This window comes from Methylorubrum sp. SL192 (assembly GCF_026672325.1).
In the GTDB taxonomy this organism is placed as follows: Bacteria; Pseudomonadota; Alphaproteobacteria; order Rhizobiales; family Beijerinckiaceae; genus Methylobacterium; species Methylobacterium extorquens.
Genome location: NZ_JAPPQV010000003.1, coordinates 2,916,880 through 2,931,797 on the forward strand (window position 1 = coordinate 2,916,880; position 14,918 = coordinate 2,931,797).

Genomic DNA, 14,918 nt, shown 5'->3' on the forward strand with positions numbered 1-14,918 from the left:
CAGCCGCTCCCCCACATCGCCTCGGTGATCAGTGAAACCGCGCTATAAGCCTGCCATGGCTTCCGACGACCGACCGCTCGCCCTCGGCGATCCCGAATTCCTGCCCGAATTCCCGGAAGCCGCCGCCGACCGGCTCGGTCTGCCGCTGCCGAGCGGGCCAAGGTGACCGCCCCGCCCGGCGCGCCGGATTCGGCCCATGTCGGCTCGGGGCCCTCCCGAGACGGCAGCGATGGCGCGGTGGCCGCGAGCGGAACCGCAGATAGACACAGCCCCATTGCGCCGCCGGAGGACGACTGGTCGCCTTGGCATCCGGGCGAATTGGCGCGGCGGCTGGAAAGGGTGGCGCGGCCCTGGTGCGTCGTCGGCGGCTGGGCCCTCGACCTGTGGCACGGGCACCAGACCCGCGACCACGAGGATCTCGAATTCACGGTGCTGCGCGACGATGTCGGGGTCTTCCGCCAAGCCCTATCAGACATGACGCTCTACACGGTGGCCGACGGTCGCTTCGAGATCCTGCCGGAAGGCGCAGAGCCGCCGCCTCACATTCTCCAGATCTGGTGCTTCGATGCCCGCGCCGCCCGCTGGCGGGTCGATCTGATGATCGAGCCGGGCGAGCCGGACGTCTGGGTCTGCCGGCGCTGCCCGGCCATCCGGCATCCTCGCGCGGAGATGGTGGCATCGACGCCCGACGGCATCCCCTATCTCAGGCCGGCCGCCGTCCTGCTGTTCAAGGCGAAGCATTGGCGCGACAAGGACACGGCCGATTTCGAGCGGGCCCTGCCGCATCTCACCCACGCAGAACGGCGCTGGCTGCGGGAGGGTCTCGACCGCTTGCATCCCGGACATGCCTGGGCGCAGGCATTGTAGGCGAAACCTTGTATAGGTCCCCCATGGCCTCCGACGACAGACCGCTCGCCCTCACCCTCGGCGATCCCTCCGGGATCGGGCCGGAGATCGCGCTCGCCGCGTGGCAGCTGCGGGGTGAGCGGGGGGTGCCGCCGTTCCAGCTCATCGGCGACCCCGAATTCCTGGAAGCCACCGCCTACCGGCTCGGCCTGTCGGTGCCCGTGGCCGAGGTCGAGCCCGACGACGCCTGCGAGGTGTTTCCCCGCGCCCTGCCGGTGCTGCCGCTGCCGAGCGGCGCCAAGGTGATCGCCACGCCCGGCGCGCCGGATTCGGCCAATGCCGGCGCCATCGTCGAGTCGATCACCGCCGCCGTCGATCTGGTGCGCTCCGGCGCGGCCTCGGCTGTGGTGACCAACCCCATCGCCAAGTTCGTGCTGACGCGGGTCGGCTTCGCCCATCCGGGCCATACCGAGTTCCTGGCCGCACTCGCCGCACGAGAGGGGCGCGAGCCGCCGCTGCCGGTGATGATGATCTGGAGCGACACCCTCGCCGTGGTGCCGGTGACGATCCACGTCGCCCTGCGCCGCGTGCCCGAGTTGCTGACGCAAGACTTGGTCGAGCGCACCGCGCGCATCGTCCATTCCGACCTGCGTGCCCGCTTCGGCCTCGAACATCCCCGCCTCGTCCTGTCGGGCCTCAACCCGCATGCGGGCGAATCCGGCACCATGGGCACCGAGGATCGCGACGTGCTGGCGCCTGCCGTGGCGGTTTTGCGCAGCGAGGGCATCGACATCCGCGGGCCGCTGCCGGCCGACACCCTGTTCCACGAGCGGGCGCGGGCGACCTACGACGTGGCGCTCACCCCCACCCACGATCAGGCGCTGATCCCGGTCAAGACGTTGGCCTTCGACGAGGGCGTGAACGTGACGCTGGGGCTGCCCTTCGTCCGCACCTCGCCCGATCACGGCACCGCCTTCGACATCGCCGGCAAAGGCATCGCCAAGCCGGACAGCCTGATCGCCGCCCTGCGGCTGGCGCATCGCCTCGCGCACCGCCCGGCGGACACCGTCCTGCCCTTCCCCGTCCGCGCCTGAAGCGATCGATGAGCACCGAAGCGTTGAGCACCGACGGCCTGCCGCCCCTGCGCGAGGTCGTGCGGCGGCACGGGCTGGAGCCGAAGAAGGCGCTCGGCCAGAATTTCCTGTTCGACCTCAACCTGACCGGCCGCATCGCCCGCTCGGCGGGGGCACTCGAGGGCGTGACGGTGGTGGAGGTCGGCCCCGGCCCCGGCGGGCTGACGCGGGCGCTGCTCGCGGCGGGCGCCAAGCGCGTGGTGGCGATCGAGCGCGATCCCCGCGCACTGCCGGCTCTGGCCGAGATCGCCGCACACTATCCCGGCCGCCTCGACGTGATCGATGCCGACGCCGTCAGCTTCGATCCGCGCCCGCGGGTCGGCGAGGGGCCGGTGCGGATCGTGGCGAACCTGCCCTACAACGTCGCCACTGTGCTGCTCACAGGCTGGCTCGGCGCCGACACGCGCGACGAGGCTTGGCCGCCGTGGTGGGAGTCGGCGACGCTGATGTTCCAGCGCGAGGTCGCCGAGCGCATCGTCGCCGACGAAGGCGACCGGGCCAATTACGGCCGGCTCGGCGTGCTGTGCGGCTGGCGCACGCAGGCGACCATCCTGTTCGACGTGGCGCCGTCGGCCTTCGTGCCGCCGCCGAAGGTCACCTCCAGCGTCGTCCACCTGCGCCCGCGGCCCGAGCCGCTGCCCTGCCGGATCGCCGACCTCGAACGGGTGACCCGCGCCGCCTTCGGCCAGCGCCGCAAGATGCTGCGCCAGAGCCTGAAGGCCGCCACCCCCGACCCCATCCGCCTGCTCACCGCCGCCGGCCTACCGGAGACGGCGCGGGCGGAGGAGATCCCGGTCGCCGGGTTCGTGGCGCTGGCGCGGGCACTGGAGGCGGGGGAATCGCGTGAAAGCGCCCTGTAACCGAGCTTCCGGGCCGGGCGATGTCTTGCGACAGAAGTGGCGGCCATCCTCTGGCATGGCCGCCCTCTAGCATGGCCGCGACCGCCTATGGGATCGCCTTTCAGCAGGGCCCGCTCATGGGCTGGTCCTTGTGCCGAACACGGATGGAAGCCAGGAGCCCCGTGGGCGCGAAACCATCAGTGTGATGCCTGACCGTCGATCGCGCCTTCAGCGCGACCGGGGAATGCAAACTTTCGACCCGTTGGAGACATCGACGACCTCAGGACGAGGTCCCACAAGCGGACGTCGTCCTTCCACCTGGGCACGAAGGGGGAGACATCCCGCGCCGTTTCAACCGTTCGAACGGTGCGCTCCGGATCGGAATGCAGTCAGGAGCCTTCGCCCCTCTAGCCACGCCCCTAAACCGCTCGCACTGTTGACGTGGCCCAAAGCTCCGACATCGATGATGCCCGCTTTCCAGTCGAAGGCGCGACGTTCAGCATGCTTGAAGGAGGCGTAGGGATCATTGCTGCTAGCCAGGATGAGGGTTGGGAACGGCAATGGAACCGACGGCGGATCAGCGAAGGTGCCGGCTTCCGCCAGCGGAAACCGAGGCCCGTCTGGATCAGGAACAGCAACCAGGAAAGCTCCTGCGACCCTCCTGGCGAGCTGTGAACGAGCCGCCCAATGCGCGACCAGGAGGCAAGCTAAACTGTGCGCGATCAAGATCGCGGGCTCGTCCGTCTGCCGGATGGCCTCGTCGAGAGCCTGAGCCCAGTCATCGAGTTCCGGGTGGTCCCAACTCGTCGGCTGGAACCGGACCCATTGAGAGCCTTCACTCTGCCAGATGGTTTGCCAATGGGCTTCTCCAGAACCGCCGATCCCCGGAAGGATTATCAATGTCATTTCCGTGTCGCTAAAGGTTTGCGATGCCCGGAACTATGCGGATGTGGTGGCACTGCGTATATGGATGGTCATCGGCCAGAAGGCGCTTCCGCCGATGATTTCAAGGTGGAAAGGCGGTCAGAGATGGCACATCGTTCGGAGCTCGAATTCGATGCGACGGATCGCGCCATTTTGGCGGCTCTTCAGCACGAAGGCCGCATCGCCCTATCCGAACTCGGACGGCGCATCGGCCTTTCACAGCCCGCCATGTCGGAACGGGTCCGTCGCCTGGAAGAGCGTGGGGTCATCACGGGCTACGGCGCGAAGATTGACCCGAAGGCCCTGGGCATCGCCACCTCTGCAATCATGCGGCTGCGCACGACGCACGAGCATATCAAGCCGTGTCTGGATCTGTTCAGGACCCTGCCCGAGGTGATCGAGGTTTACCGCGTGACCGGCGAGGACTGCTTCATCCTGCGGGTCATGGTGCCCGCGCCCGAGGACCTCGAACGCATCGTTGACGCCGTGGCGAAATACGGCGCTGTTGCGACCAACGTCGTTCTCAGGAGTGAGCCACCCAAACCCATCGAACCCCTTCAGTCCCGTTTGTAACGATCGAGCCCAGCTGGGGGTGACCGCGCATCACAACGACAGCTTTCCCTGCCTCGGGGACCCACAGCGGACGTAGGCGCGGTGCCCCCAAGTCCGTTCGATATTCCGGTCGGCCATAGGGGCAAATCCTAACGGATTTTGAGCATCGTTTGGGCCGCTTCCGACCCTCGGAAGGTCCGCTCCTGGGCTGTTGGAGGCATAGGCCACCGACCGGGTAAGGTGGTTTCCTGCCTGTTGGCCTTAAATGAGCAGGAACAAAAGGCAGGCATACTCACGAAGCCCGCCGCCCATTCCCGCGGCCATCTGGTTGCCTATGACGATCTCCATTCGCGATGCCGTCGACGACGACATTCCCGCAATCTTCGAGGTTCGCACGAGTGTTCGAGAAAACCATCTGTCGGTCGGGCAAATGGCCGAAATAGGCGTCACGTTCGGGACGATCCGAGAGGCGCTTTGCGAGCATCCCTGCATTTGGGTCGCCGAACTGGAAGGTCAGATCGTCGGCTTCTCGATGGTGGATGTTGAGGATGCCTGCATATTTGCAGCTTTCGTTCGCCCAGAACGTGAGGGAGTAGGCATCGGCCGCCAACTGGTGGAACGAGCGGAAGCGTTTCTCTTCGAGCGCCACGCCTCGATCTGGCTCGAAACCGACGGTTCGTCGCGAGCGGCTGGCATCTACGAGCGGTTGGGGTGGAAGCGAAGTGAGGAGCTGGAAAACGGTGACGCACGTTTTGAGAAGCATCGGCCCCGCAGAAGCGATTGAGATGAGCGACGGCTTCCGGGACCGAGTATCGCCTCGCTGAACAACCGCAACGGGTCATCGCCTACCAAGCCGTTTAAGCTCGCCAGTCCGGGGGCGCGGTTCGGCGGTCTCCTTCGAACAACCGGCCGCCGTGTGGAGTCAGTTCACTCTCCGCCAAAGCAATCACGGGACCAGGTTGACTGGCCGCGAAGAGCGCTCGAAACGCGGTATCGAAGCGATCGCCCAATGTGTGGTCTTCTTCCGCCAGAAGTCGCGGCGTCCACTTCCCCACGCCGCTCCATCGGCCGCGGCCGCGCAACGCCAACTCCGCCAACCTGGGATAGAGCATGGCACCGATAGCCAGAAGTTCAGGCGCGCTCCGTTCTCCCCGCAGATCATCGACCGCGTCTGTGATCTCGTAGCGCAGCGCATCCATCTCGGCCTGCGTCAAGGTCGGTGGGCCAGCCCTCAACTTTGCCGAAACTGACTTCTGGAGCGCTGCGGCGTGTTCCAGATATTCTCCGATCGCTTGGCCTTCGGCGATCATGTTCAGGATCGAGGGGCACCCCGCGCTGCGTCATCGTTGACGAACCAAGCCAATGTACCGGGATCGTGGACGAATACTTCCACCGGGATGCCTTCGAAGGTGAAGGACTCTCGGTGGGCCGCTTCCAGCGTGTCGAAAACGACGACGAGATCGATGTCTGACAGGTTCGTCCCTTGCCCCCGCATGATCGAGCCAGCAACAAAGGCAAAGGAGGCGGCCTGATAGCGCTCGCGGACCACGGCTCGCGCGATCGTAAGGGCGTCAGAAGGCGACAGAGAGGAATGAATGCTCATTACCCGATTTACGTCTGCTTCCGGGTAGACGGCAACACCGCCTGAGAGGCTGCAACGGGTCGGAAACGGAACGTCCGCTTTCGGGTAGCGTAGTAGGGTCCGGTTTCCACCCAATGCAGACGGCCGGAAGGTCCGCTTCCAGGCCGTACGGTGGGCTGGCTTTGGCAGATCCTGGCCGGGAGAGGCTGGTCCGCTTCGGCGGAGGTTCGCCGGAATAGGGGACGTGCTCTCATAACGGCGAAACGATCATCTCCTTGCCGCATGCGGTGCAGCGCGCGCTTTCTCCGACGATTTCGCAAGCCATGTCGTCCGACACGATACTGCGTCTGCATTTTGGGCATGTGTATCCGGCAGGCGATTCAGCAAAATCGTACTGCGGACCAATATAAGCACAGATCATATGATGTAAAACTGGAGTGATTTCTAAATGTTCCGCTCTACAGAGCGGGCATGATGATTGGCCTGCCTCGATATTCATTGGGACATCTCGGTGAGAATTTAATAGATAATTCAATCTAGGCCACAAATTTTTATCAGTGAACGGGAGATATCTGTGGAAATTTTGCTGTAATGCATATGAACGCATACGGTAGAGTTAAGGGCTGGCGTTGACGCCTCAGAGGTGAAACGTATGCGAGCAATTTGAGTCGCCGGACGATCACGCAAGGTGAGCTGCTGTGAGCTTCCGAATACGGCCGAAACGGGCAGAATCTCTGTGATCTTTCCGGGAATGCGGCGGTGTCCGAAAAGCACAAATACATCATTTCCAATCCGAGGATCGATTAATCGCTCATTGGGGATATACCAGTCAACATAGACATCGTTTGGGTTGAGGATGTCAGCGATCGGCGCGCCGGCGACGAGTGACTGGCCGGTCTGGGCCAGTCCTGTCGAGATGATGCCGCCGACGGGAGCGAATACCCGACCGGATCTGAAGTTTTGCTTCACCTCGTCTAGCTGATCGTGGATCTGTTTGCTGAACGCATCGAGAGAGACAAGCTGTTTCGTGGCCTCCTCGGCCTCGGCCTGCTGCGAGATGACGTCCTTGTTCGCGAGCGCGCGCTCACGGAGAATTTGGACGCGAAATGTCGTCGTCGTGCTGGCCATCGCAGCGATGCGTTCCAGAGCCGTCTCGGTTTCGCGCTGATACGCCCGCGCCGCTTCGAGCGATTCCGCGGCGACACGCGCCTTGACGCGCAGTTCGGCGCTGCGGCCGGCGATATCCGACAGCGCGCGCATGTAGGTCGCGACGATGGTCTCCTGCTCGGGCGAGTACACCTGTCCGATTTCATCGCCGGCCTTCACGGTGGAGCCGGGCCTCACGTTCATGCGGCTGACCTGCACGGTGAAGGGAGGCGACAGCACGTGGCGCGGGGAGGAGACGATTCCGGGACCGCTGAGGAAGACGAAGGGTGCGCCGAAATAGACGACAAAGAAACCAAGGACGCCGAAGATGCCCACGGCGTAGGCAATGCGCACGACCCGCCCGGCGGCGCGCCGGCGGCTCTCGACGGGATCCGGCACATTCGGGTCCAGGCGGTTGATACGAACGTTCATGAGACCACCTTTCCAACCTCGTCTGCGAAGAGCGCACGGCGGACGCGCGGCGGCACGTAGTCATCACGCCGCGAGGTGGCGAAGAGGATTTCCGACGAATACGAAACGAAGCGGGCGCATTTCATGTGAATTCCTTGGTATAATGGGAATATAAATGCAGCTCCAAGGCTGAAAAAACTGGGAGACCTACTGAAAAGAACGAAAGCCAGCGCCATATTGAAAAGCGAAATCCAAAGCAAAAGAAAATATATTGCACAAATAAAGAGGATAGCGTGAGCCGGTCCGAACAAAATCACGATGTATATTGAATAAAATGGGAGGCTCATCGTCGGTATCAAATCGAAGACGATGAAGTCTAGTCGCTGGAGGGTGTCCGGAAGTCGCTCCAGTGGATGGAAGAAGCTAAGCTCTCCATACATCATGGAGCGGATGCGCAACGCGTCGCGATCCCAGCGCGCGCGCTGGCGCAGAAGACCGACGGCTGCCACCGGACCGTCCGTTTCAGCCCAGGCATCTGGCACAAAGCGGACCCGATAACCGAGGCGCCGTAACCGCAGGCTGAACTCGAGATCCTCGCCAGGGCCGACATCAAGGCCGCCTTGCCGCGCGAAGACACCGCGCCGGTACATCGAACATGCACCGGACAGGCAAGCAATCGCGCCGACAACATCGAGAATAGATTTGCCGGCGCTGATCGACATCATATATTCGACGCTCTGCAGCCCGGTCCATAGCGACGCGCTCTCGTTGCGAATCGCGATGTTGCCGCAGGCGCCGGCCACGCGCGGATCGTTGAACGCATTGGCAAGCCGTGCGATCGCGTCGCGCTCAAGAACTGTATCGGCATCGATTGTGAAAAGGAGATCGCCGCTCGCGAACCTCGCTGCTGCGTTGATCGCGGCACTGCGGCCGCAGCGGGTCCCGTGGCAAATGACCATGTCCACCAAGCCGTCTTGGCGCGCTCGGTTTGCGACGGCGCGCGTATCGTCCGTGGAGCCATCGTCGACGATGATAATCTCAAGTGGTGACAAGGTTTGCTGGCGGAGTGAGGCGATCGTCGGAGCAAGCCCCGAACCACCATTGAAGGTCGGGATGATCACGCTCACGGCGGCCTGGACCCGCCTATCGCCGGGTCGCGAATTCCTGAATATGCCGACCAATGACCAGGAAAGTAGCGAAAATGTGTAGCGGGGCAGGTCGAACATAAGCGCGGAAAAAGCAAGCAAAAGCCAATTCGTATCAACGATCACATACAGCATCGCGAACATCGATCACCTCAAATGTTTGGTCGTCGTTCGCGCTATTCGCTTCGGATTAGCTATTCAGAGAATCGTCCCCTCCGGTAGTATGGGGTAAAAACTCTAGATAAGCGAATATGGGTGGCCGGTCGGCGGCGTAAGCTCAGCAATAGGGCCTTGCAGAAACTTCGCCGTATCTTCTGGCGACAGCAGCTGAGCGACATACCTTGCCGGGTCTTCGAGTCCTGAGAGCTGGTCAACTTTTGTAAGTCCGTGATCGATCACGACCATGGCTCAGTCTGCAGGCGCTGCACCATTCCAAGCTCAACCCTGCTCTCATGGCACCCGAGTACACTCTACGTCGGCAGACCTCAGTTCGCGTGGCGTTATGCCGGCCAGCGCTTGCAGGTGTGGGCGAACGAACGCGCTTCCTCGACGCTTAGCAGCCAAGCAGCATTGGAAATCGGAATGCACTCTTCGGCGAGGGAAAGCTCAGCCCAATTCGCCTTCAGCGGCTGAAGGGCTTCGAGAAATGTTGCGTATTCTTTATCTGAGCTTCATCAGATCGTCGATCGCGCGCTCGACCTTCAGCCGCGCGCCGTAATGGATCATGTGGCCGAGGCCGGGCAGGAGCCGGAGGGTGCTTCCGGGGATCGTCGTGTGCAGCCGCACCGAGTGCTCGCTGGCCTTGACGATCGCGTCCGCGTCCCCGGCCAGGATGGAGACGAGCAGCGTCAGGCCGGCGTAACGGCGCTGAAGCCCCGTGACGGCGGCGTTCATTGAGGCGGCGTCCTCCGAGACCGCGCGCAACTGCGTTGCCGCCGCCGCGATCTCGATCGGGAAACGCGCCGTGAAGCGGGCCGGCACGGGTTGAGGCCAGAACACCTGCCGGAACGATTGCCCGGTGAGCGAGGCGCTCACCTTCGCCGGCACCATGGCCCGCATCGCGTCCCCGAGGCCCGGCACGGCCAAGGGGGCGATCAGGGCCGCGTCGGTGCGATGCCCCGGAAAGTAGGAGCCCGACAGCAGCACGAGTCCGCGCAACGGGCGCCGCCCGTCGGCCGCGAGCGCGAGGGCGACGATCGTGCCCCAGGAATGCCCGACGATGAGCGGGCGCTCGACGCCGAGTTGTTCCAGCACCCGGTGCAGGAGCACGGCCTGAGCCTGAGCGGTCCAGATGCGGTGGCGGGGGCGGCCCGTGTAGCCGAAGCCGGGCCGGTCGATCGCGATGACCCGGTAGCGCGCCGCCAACCGGTCGATCAGGCCGCAGATCGCAAAATCCTCGGCCATGGTGCCGTTGCCGTGGACGAGCACCACCGGCCTTCCGCGTCCGCGCACGATGACGTGCACGGGCAGGCCATCGACCGTCACGAACTGGCCGGGCGGCTTGCGGACCACTTCGGTCTCTTGTGCGGAGAAGGCGGCCGCGACCGCCTTCTCGGTGTCGCGGACCGTCCGCTTCACCGATCGGACCGTAGCCTTGCGCGTCTCCCGGATCGCCTGCTCGGTCGAGCGGGTCACGGCCTTCGTGACAGATTTGGCGGCGCTCTCGAGGGAGCGCGTGAGTTGCCCTGTCATTTGCCGCGTCGCGCGGGTGAGGCTGCGGCTCACGCGGCGCCGGCTCTGACGGGAGGGGTCAAAGGGAAACACGGCGCCTCGCAGGGCAACGGGCCGGCTCGGCCTCAGATTGGGCCGTCCTGAGCATCGTCAGGGCGACACCGCATCGCGACGCTCCGGAGGGTCGCACGCCGACACTACCGAGGTTTGACCGCAGCGCACAACCAGGGTTGGAACGGGAATGCGGCGACCGGCCCCTCAATGGGCGGGCAGCGACGCCTCCGCCTTGTCGTGCTGGCCGAAGCGCTCGACCAGGGTGGCGCTGGCCTCGTTGAGGCCCACGACCTCGACGGTTCGGCCGGCGGCGCGGGCCTTCATCACCACGCGGTCGAGGGCGCCGACCGCCGAGATGTCCCAGAAATGCGCCGCGTGCACGTCGATGACGAGCCGCTCCACCGGCTCGCGGACATCGATCGCCTCGGCGAAGCTGCCGGCGGAGGCGAAGAACACCTGGCCCGCCACCCGGTAGGTGCGCGTGCGCCCGTCCGGCGACAGCTCGGCGGTGATCCGGCTCATCCGCGCGACCTTTCCGGCAAAGAACACGCCCGAGAGCAGAACGCCGACGAGCACGCCGATGGCCAGATCGCGGGTGGCGACCACCACTGCGACGGTGGCGAGCATCACCAGGGAGGAGGGCAGCGGGTTGGTGCGCAGCTGTAGCAGCGAGCGCCAGGAGAAGGTGTTGAGCGAGACCATGATCATCACCGCCGTCAGCGCCGCGACGGGGACGATGGCCAGGAGATCCTGCAACAGGACCAGCAGTGCGAGGAGGAAGCTGCCGGCCACCAGGGTCGAAAGCCGGCCGCGTGCGCCGGACGAGACGTTGATGACCGATTGCCCGATCATCGCGCAGCCGCCCATGCCGCCGAACACGGCCGAACTCATGTTGGCGAGCCCCTGGCCCATGCATTCGCGGTTCTTGGAACTGCCGGTATCGGTCATGTCGTCGACGATCTGCGCCGTGAGCAGGCTCTCCAGCAGGCCGACCGCGGCGAGCGTCGCGGAGTAGGGCAGGATGATGCGCAGGGTCTCGAAGGTCAGCGGCACGTCCGGCAGGGCAAAGCTCGGCAGGGCGGTCGGCAGCGCGCCGAGATGGGCGACGGTGCGCACGTCGAGCCCGAGATACGCGGTCAGCGCCGTCAGCACGGCGATGGCGACGAGCGGCGAGGGCACCGCGCGGGTGAGCTTGGGGAAGCCGTAGATGATCGCGAGCCCCAGCGCGATCAGCCCGTAGGTGGCCGGTGTCACACCGGTGAGTTCGGGCAGCTGCGCTAAAAAGATCAGGATCGCCAGCGCGTTGACGAAGCCGGTCATCACCGATCGCGAGACGAAGCGCATCAGCCGCCCGAGCCGGGCGAGGCCCGCCAGGATCTGGAACACGCCCATCAGGATGGTGGCGGCGAAGAGATACTGGACGCCGTGGTCGCGCACGAGATCGACCATCACCACCGCCGTGGCGGCGGTGGCGGCCGAGATCATGGCCGGGCGCCCGCCAGCAAAGGCGATAACGCAGGCGATCACGACCGAGGCGTAGAGCCCGACCTTCGGATCGACCCCGGCGATCACCGAGAAGCCGATCGCCTCCGGGATCAGGGCGAGCGCGACGACGATGCCGGAGAGGATGTCGGCCCAAGGGTTAGCGAACCAGTTGGCGAACCAAGTCGAGCCGAACCGCCCGCGGGCGGTTGAAACCGTCGATGACATTGCAAAAGATTCCGCAGAGGGACGCAAGGCTCCGCCGGCTGATGCGGGGAGGGGAGCGAGCGTCGCGAATGCGTGGTCCGGCGGATCGGCGGCCGGAAGAGCCACCCGGGCTTGCACCGGGTCCGAGCGATTGCGGTGGGGTTTACGGCGTGCTGCGCCGCAGCGCAATGCGGGAGGTTCAGCGCAAGAAACTCACCGCCACCGGCACGAGAACCGCCGTCAGGAACGCGTTGAGCCCCATGGCGATGCCGGCGAAGGTGCCGGCGACCTCGCTGACCTGGAAGGCGCGGGCGGTGCCGAGCCCGTGGGCGGCGAGCCCCGCCGCGAAGCCGCGGGCGCGCATGTCTTCGATGCGCAGGGTCCGCATCAGCGGCGTGACGATCACCGCGCCGGCCATGCCGGTCAGCATCACCAGCACGGCGGCCAGCGTCGGGTCGCCGCCGAGCGCCTCGACGATGCCCATGGCCACGCCCGTGGTCACGGATTTCGGGGCCATGGCGAGGCGCACATCATAGGGAATGCCGACGAGCTTGGCGAAGACCAGCGCCGAGGTCATCGCCGTGACGCAGCCCACCAGAAGGGCGGCGAGCATCGGCAGGAGCGCACGCATCACCGTCGCCCGCCGCTCGTAGAGCGGCACGGCGAGCGCCACCGTGGCCGGGCCGAGCAGGAAGTGCACGAACTGCGCGCCCTCGAAATAGGCGCGGTAGGGCGTGCCGGTCAGCGTCAGCACGAGGCCGATCATCCAGATCGCGTGGATCACCGGGTTGGCCATCGGGTGGCGCCCGGCCGCCTGAAACAGGCGGTCGGCTACCGCATAGGCCAGCAGCGTCACGGTGAGCCACAGCAGCGGCGTGTGGCTGAGATAAACCCAGAGCGCGAACTCGCCGGTCATCGGCGGTCCAGAAGCTTGGAGACCGCGACGAAGGTGAGCACCGTCGCCGCCAGGGTCAGGGTCACGGAGAGGGTGAGCACGACGGCGAGCGCCACCCCGTGGCTCGCCAGCACGTCGAGCTTGCCGACGATGCCGACGCCGGCCGGCACGAACAGGATCGAGAGATGCGCGAGCATCCCCTTGGCGGTGCCCTCCAGCCCGCCATCGACCAGCGGCGGCGGCAGCCAGCGGTTCGAGGCCGGCTGCGTCCGGTCGCGCAGCACCAGAAAGATGAGGAGCAGCGCCATGCCGATCACCGGCCCCGGCACCGGCAGGCCGGCGGCGCGGGCGGCAATTTCGCCCACAAGCTGGGCGAGCAGGATCAGGGTCAGGCTGACGATCATCGAAACGTCCGGGATCCCAAGGGGATCATCCCTTTGGCGGGGTCACGGGGCGGCGCCGCGATCTTGTCCCAGGGCTCTGCCCTGGACCCGCGCCTGGACCCGCGAAAAGGCTCGCCTTTTCGAAATCCGGATTCATCATCACGCGCCGGCGGGCTCGCGGAAGCTGCGGTCGCGGGCCGCCGTGATCGCCGGCTCGTCGAAGCCGAGCAGCTTGCCGAGGCGCCAGACCAGGGCCTCCTCGAACTCGTGCAGATCGCCGTCGGCGCCGGCCACCGACCACGCCATGGCAAGCAGCCGCCCCCGCTCTTCCGAGCTGCTGCCGTCGCTGCCGATCAGCTCGACCAAACTCGTCATGTCGCGGGTCTGCGCCTCGAAGGTGGCGGCGCGCTCAATCAGGCTCTCAGCTTCCGCGTCGCTGGCGGCGTAGCGGCGGCGCACGAGGCGCACCAGCCGCTCGCCCTCGGCCGGGTCGAGCACGCCGTCGGCGCGGGCGACGTGGACGAGCAGCGCGGTCGCCGCGAGATGCTCCTCACTGCCATCGGGCACCGTCTCGGCCGGGGTCGGCAGGCCGAAGGCCGAGGAGGCGTAGGAGAGAAGCCGCTGAAGGAGGGCCATGTCCGTTCCCGTCCGATTTTGCGCGCCACCGTCGGTGCCGGGCGGGACGGGGTCAAGCACGGAGCGCGCCGAAGCCCGCCCATCACAGGATTTCCGGCCTCGCCGTGGTGCGGCTGCACAGGGTGCGGCCGCGTCCTGGGATGGCAAGCGAACGGGGACGCAAGCGAGCGCACCGCGCCCGTCGCCTTTGGTTGGCTCCCGATGCCCCAGCGGGCAATCCGTGGGGCGATGTCGCGGGTATCGCCAACCCGATGGCGTTTCAGCCTTACCGGCTCGGCGCCGGGTAGCGCGTGCCGTCCACGATGGCGTCGAGGGGGATGCGGGCCCAGTCGAAGCCCGCCGGCTCGGCACGCTTGCGGCACAGGATTTCGCTGTGGCCGTACATTTCGGTGATCGGCGCGAAGCGCAGGCCCGACCGCGCCCGGTCGGTGAAGTAGCCGACGATCGGGCTGCTCATGCCCTTGTCGATCAGCTCGAAGCCGAAGGCGTCGTTGAACAGCGCGCGCAGGCCCATGTCCGAGAACTGGAAGAAATTCCACGGCCGCTCGTGCGAGCGAAACGAGAAGTGCGTCTCGACGAAGACGTGGCCGCCGACCTTCAGGAGCTTGGCGATCTCGACCGCTGCCACCCAGGGCATGGCGAGATGCTCGAACACCGCCGAGGAGAAGATCAGGTCGAAGCGCTCATCGTCCCCGAAATAGTGGGAAAGCCGGTGGGCATCGCCGACCACATCGACGTTCTCGCCCGCGTAGAGATCGAAGCCGACATACTCCGCCTGGGCGAAGCGGTGGCGGAAGTTGGCGCCGGTGACGTTGCGCGAACCCACCTCCAGCACGCGCAGACCCGGCTTGTCGAAGCGCTCCGACAGGGTGTCGATCCAGGCGCCGTGCGCCAGGTCCTTCGGCGGGGCGATGCGGTCCCGGCGGAACCTGAACGGGAGCGTGGCCAAGGCGCCGTAGGCGCGGATCAGCGAATCGGCCGCCCCCTTCAGCATCGTCGTATCCCGGCGCAG

17 protein-coding genes and 1 other annotated feature are annotated in these 14,918 nt (G+C 65.8%); of the genes, 5 read left to right on the plus strand and 12 right to left on the minus strand.

Annotated elements, in window-relative coordinates:
- Window positions 1–162 precede the first annotated feature (162 nt).
- From OVA30_RS14570 to rsmA, 3 genes are read left to right on the plus strand one after another with little or no spacing between them, the layout of a single operon-like run.
- The gene (locus OVA30_RS14570) at window positions 163–867 is read left to right on the plus strand and encodes a nucleotidyltransferase domain-containing protein (RefSeq protein ID WP_268175884.1); all 705 of its coding nucleotides are present in this window, start codon (window positions 163–165) and stop codon (window positions 865–867) included.
- A gap of 23 nt (window positions 868–890) precedes the next feature.
- Window positions 891–1,940 (plus strand): 4-hydroxythreonine-4-phosphate dehydrogenase PdxA, encoded by a 1,050-nt coding sequence (gene pdxA / locus OVA30_RS14575; RefSeq protein ID WP_268175885.1) that lies wholly within the window; start codon window positions 891–893, stop codon window positions 1,938–1,940.
- Window positions 1,941–1,948: 8 nt separating this feature from the next.
- Window positions 1,949–2,839: a 16S rRNA (adenine(1518)-N(6)/adenine(1519)-N(6))-dimethyltransferase RsmA gene (gene rsmA, locus OVA30_RS14580; RefSeq protein WP_268175886.1), complete on the plus strand. Its 891-nt coding sequence runs from the start codon at window positions 1,949–1,951 to the stop codon at window positions 2,837–2,839.
- A gap of 330 nt (window positions 2,840–3,169) precedes the next feature.
- Here rsmA and OVA30_RS14585 read toward each other — a convergent pair whose 3' ends face one another.
- Complete coding sequence (locus tag OVA30_RS14585) at window positions 3,170–3,724, minus strand: RBBP9/YdeN family alpha/beta hydrolase (protein ID WP_268175887.1); 555 nt, start codon at window positions 3,722–3,724, stop codon at window positions 3,170–3,172.
- A 123-nt stretch (window positions 3,725–3,847) separates the two neighbouring features.
- Here OVA30_RS14585 and OVA30_RS14590 point away from each other — a divergent pair, with 123 nt between their 5' ends.
- Window positions 3,848–4,315, plus strand: coding sequence for an Lrp/AsnC family transcriptional regulator (locus OVA30_RS14590; RefSeq protein ID WP_253397397.1), 468 nt, complete (start codon window positions 3,848–3,850; stop codon window positions 4,313–4,315).
- Between the two features lie 313 nt (window positions 4,316–4,628).
- Window positions 4,629–5,078, plus strand: coding sequence for a GNAT family N-acetyltransferase (locus tag OVA30_RS14595; RefSeq protein ID WP_253397398.1), 450 nt, complete (start codon window positions 4,629–4,631; stop codon window positions 5,076–5,078).
- 73 nt (window positions 5,079–5,151) lie between these two features.
- On the opposite strand, the gene OVA30_RS14600 is transcribed toward OVA30_RS14595, so the two are convergent.
- The 11 genes from OVA30_RS14600 to OVA30_RS14645 form a co-directional block, all read right to left on the minus strand.
- The gene (locus OVA30_RS14600; protein WP_268175888.1) at window positions 5,152–5,604 is read right to left on the minus strand and encodes a nucleotidyltransferase domain-containing protein; all 453 of its coding nucleotides are present in this window, start codon (window positions 5,602–5,604) and stop codon (window positions 5,152–5,154) included.
- A gap of 2 nt (window positions 5,605–5,606) precedes the next feature.
- On the minus strand, window positions 5,607–5,843 hold the full coding sequence (locus OVA30_RS14605; RefSeq protein WP_268175889.1) for a nucleotidyltransferase domain-containing protein: 237 nt from the start codon (window positions 5,841–5,843) through the stop codon (window positions 5,607–5,609).
- Between the two features lie 283 nt (window positions 5,844–6,126).
- Entirely contained in the window at window positions 6,127–6,483 is a 357-nt protein-coding gene (locus OVA30_RS26015) for a hypothetical protein (protein ID WP_442786106.1), read from the minus strand.
- Window positions 6,408–7,454: an HlyD family secretion protein gene (locus OVA30_RS14610; RefSeq protein WP_268175890.1), complete on the minus strand. Its 1,047-nt coding sequence runs from the start codon at window positions 7,452–7,454 to the stop codon at window positions 6,408–6,410. Before OVA30_RS14610 ends, OVA30_RS26015 begins: the two co-directional genes overlap by 76 nt.
- Window positions 7,451–8,722, minus strand: coding sequence for a glycosyltransferase family 2 protein (locus OVA30_RS14615; RefSeq protein WP_268175891.1), 1,272 nt, complete (start codon window positions 8,720–8,722; stop codon window positions 7,451–7,453). Before OVA30_RS14615 ends, OVA30_RS14610 begins: the two co-directional genes overlap by 4 nt.
- Before the next feature lie 516 nt (window positions 8,723–9,238).
- Window positions 9,239–10,342 carry an alpha/beta fold hydrolase gene (locus OVA30_RS14620; protein ID WP_268175892.1) on the minus strand — a complete coding sequence of 368 codons (1,104 nt, stop codon included), beginning with the start codon at window positions 10,340–10,342 and terminating at the stop codon, window positions 9,239–9,241.
- A 165-nt stretch (window positions 10,343–10,507) separates the two neighbouring features.
- The gene (locus OVA30_RS14625) at window positions 10,508–12,013 is read right to left on the minus strand and encodes a SulP family inorganic anion transporter (RefSeq protein WP_268175893.1); all 1,506 of its coding nucleotides are present in this window, start codon (window positions 12,011–12,013) and stop codon (window positions 10,508–10,510) included.
- A gap of 71 nt (window positions 12,014–12,084) precedes the next feature.
- Window positions 12,085–12,140 (minus strand) — a sequence feature (sul1 is cis-regulatory element that is thought to sense ions involved in sulfur or methionine metabolism; They are found in Alphaproteobacteria).
- 51 nt (window positions 12,141–12,191) lie between these two features.
- Window positions 12,192–12,908: an LrgB family protein gene (locus OVA30_RS14630; protein WP_012254862.1), complete on the minus strand. Its 717-nt coding sequence runs from the start codon at window positions 12,906–12,908 to the stop codon at window positions 12,192–12,194.
- Window positions 12,905–13,291 carry a CidA/LrgA family protein gene (locus tag OVA30_RS14635; RefSeq protein ID WP_268175894.1) on the minus strand — a complete coding sequence of 129 codons (387 nt, stop codon included), beginning with the start codon at window positions 13,289–13,291 and terminating at the stop codon, window positions 12,905–12,907. Before OVA30_RS14635 ends, OVA30_RS14630 begins: the two co-directional genes overlap by 4 nt.
- A 138-nt stretch (window positions 13,292–13,429) precedes the next feature.
- A complete protein-coding gene (locus OVA30_RS14640) occupies window positions 13,430–13,906 on the minus strand; it encodes a tellurite resistance TerB family protein (RefSeq protein ID WP_268175895.1) in 477 nt (158 codons plus the stop codon).
- Between the two features lie 265 nt (window positions 13,907–14,171).
- Window positions 14,172–14,900, minus strand: a complete 729-nt coding sequence (locus OVA30_RS14645; protein ID WP_268175896.1) for a class I SAM-dependent methyltransferase — start codon at window positions 14,898–14,900, stop codon at window positions 14,172–14,174.
- Window positions 14,901–14,918 lie beyond the last annotated feature (18 nt).

Coding starts and splice junctions, on each gene's coding strand:
- pdxA (WP_268175885.1), top strand. CDS start 891: ATGGCCTCCGACGACAGACCGCTCGCCCTCACCCTCGGCGATCCCTCC.
- rsmA (WP_268175886.1), top strand. CDS start 1,949: ATGAGCACCGAAGCGTTGAGCACCGACGGCCTGCCGCCCCTGCGCGAG.
- OVA30_RS14585 (WP_268175887.1), bottom strand. CDS start 3,724: ATGACATTGATAATCCTTCCGGGGATCGGCGGTTCTGGAGAAGCCCAT.
- OVA30_RS14590 (WP_253397397.1), top strand. CDS start 3,848: ATGGCACATCGTTCGGAGCTCGAATTCGATGCGACGGATCGCGCCATT.
- OVA30_RS14595 (WP_253397398.1), top strand. CDS start 4,629: ATGACGATCTCCATTCGCGATGCCGTCGACGACGACATTCCCGCAATC.
- OVA30_RS14600 (WP_268175888.1), bottom strand. CDS start 5,604: ATGATCGCCGAAGGCCAAGCGATCGGAGAATATCTGGAACACGCCGCA.
- OVA30_RS26015 (WP_442786106.1), bottom strand. CDS start 6,483: ATGCGTTCATATGCATTACAGCAAAATTTCCACAGATATCTCCCGTTC.
- OVA30_RS14610 (WP_268175890.1), bottom strand. CDS start 7,454: ATGAACGTTCGTATCAACCGCCTGGACCCGAATGTGCCGGATCCCGTC.
- OVA30_RS14615 (WP_268175891.1), bottom strand. CDS start 8,722: ATGTTCGCGATGCTGTATGTGATCGTTGATACGAATTGGCTTTTGCTT.
- OVA30_RS14625 (WP_268175893.1), bottom strand. CDS start 12,013: ATGTCATCGACGGTTTCAACCGCCCGCGGGCGGTTCGGCTCGACTTGG.
- OVA30_RS14630 (WP_012254862.1), bottom strand. CDS start 12,908: ATGACCGGCGAGTTCGCGCTCTGGGTTTATCTCAGCCACACGCCGCTG.
- OVA30_RS14635 (WP_268175894.1), bottom strand. CDS start 13,291: ATGATCGTCAGCCTGACCCTGATCCTGCTCGCCCAGCTTGTGGGCGAA.
- OVA30_RS14640 (WP_268175895.1), bottom strand. CDS start 13,906: ATGGCCCTCCTTCAGCGGCTTCTCTCCTACGCCTCCTCGGCCTTCGGC.
- OVA30_RS14645 (WP_268175896.1), bottom strand. CDS start 14,900: ATGCTGAAGGGGGCGGCCGATTCGCTGATCCGCGCCTACGGCGCCTTG.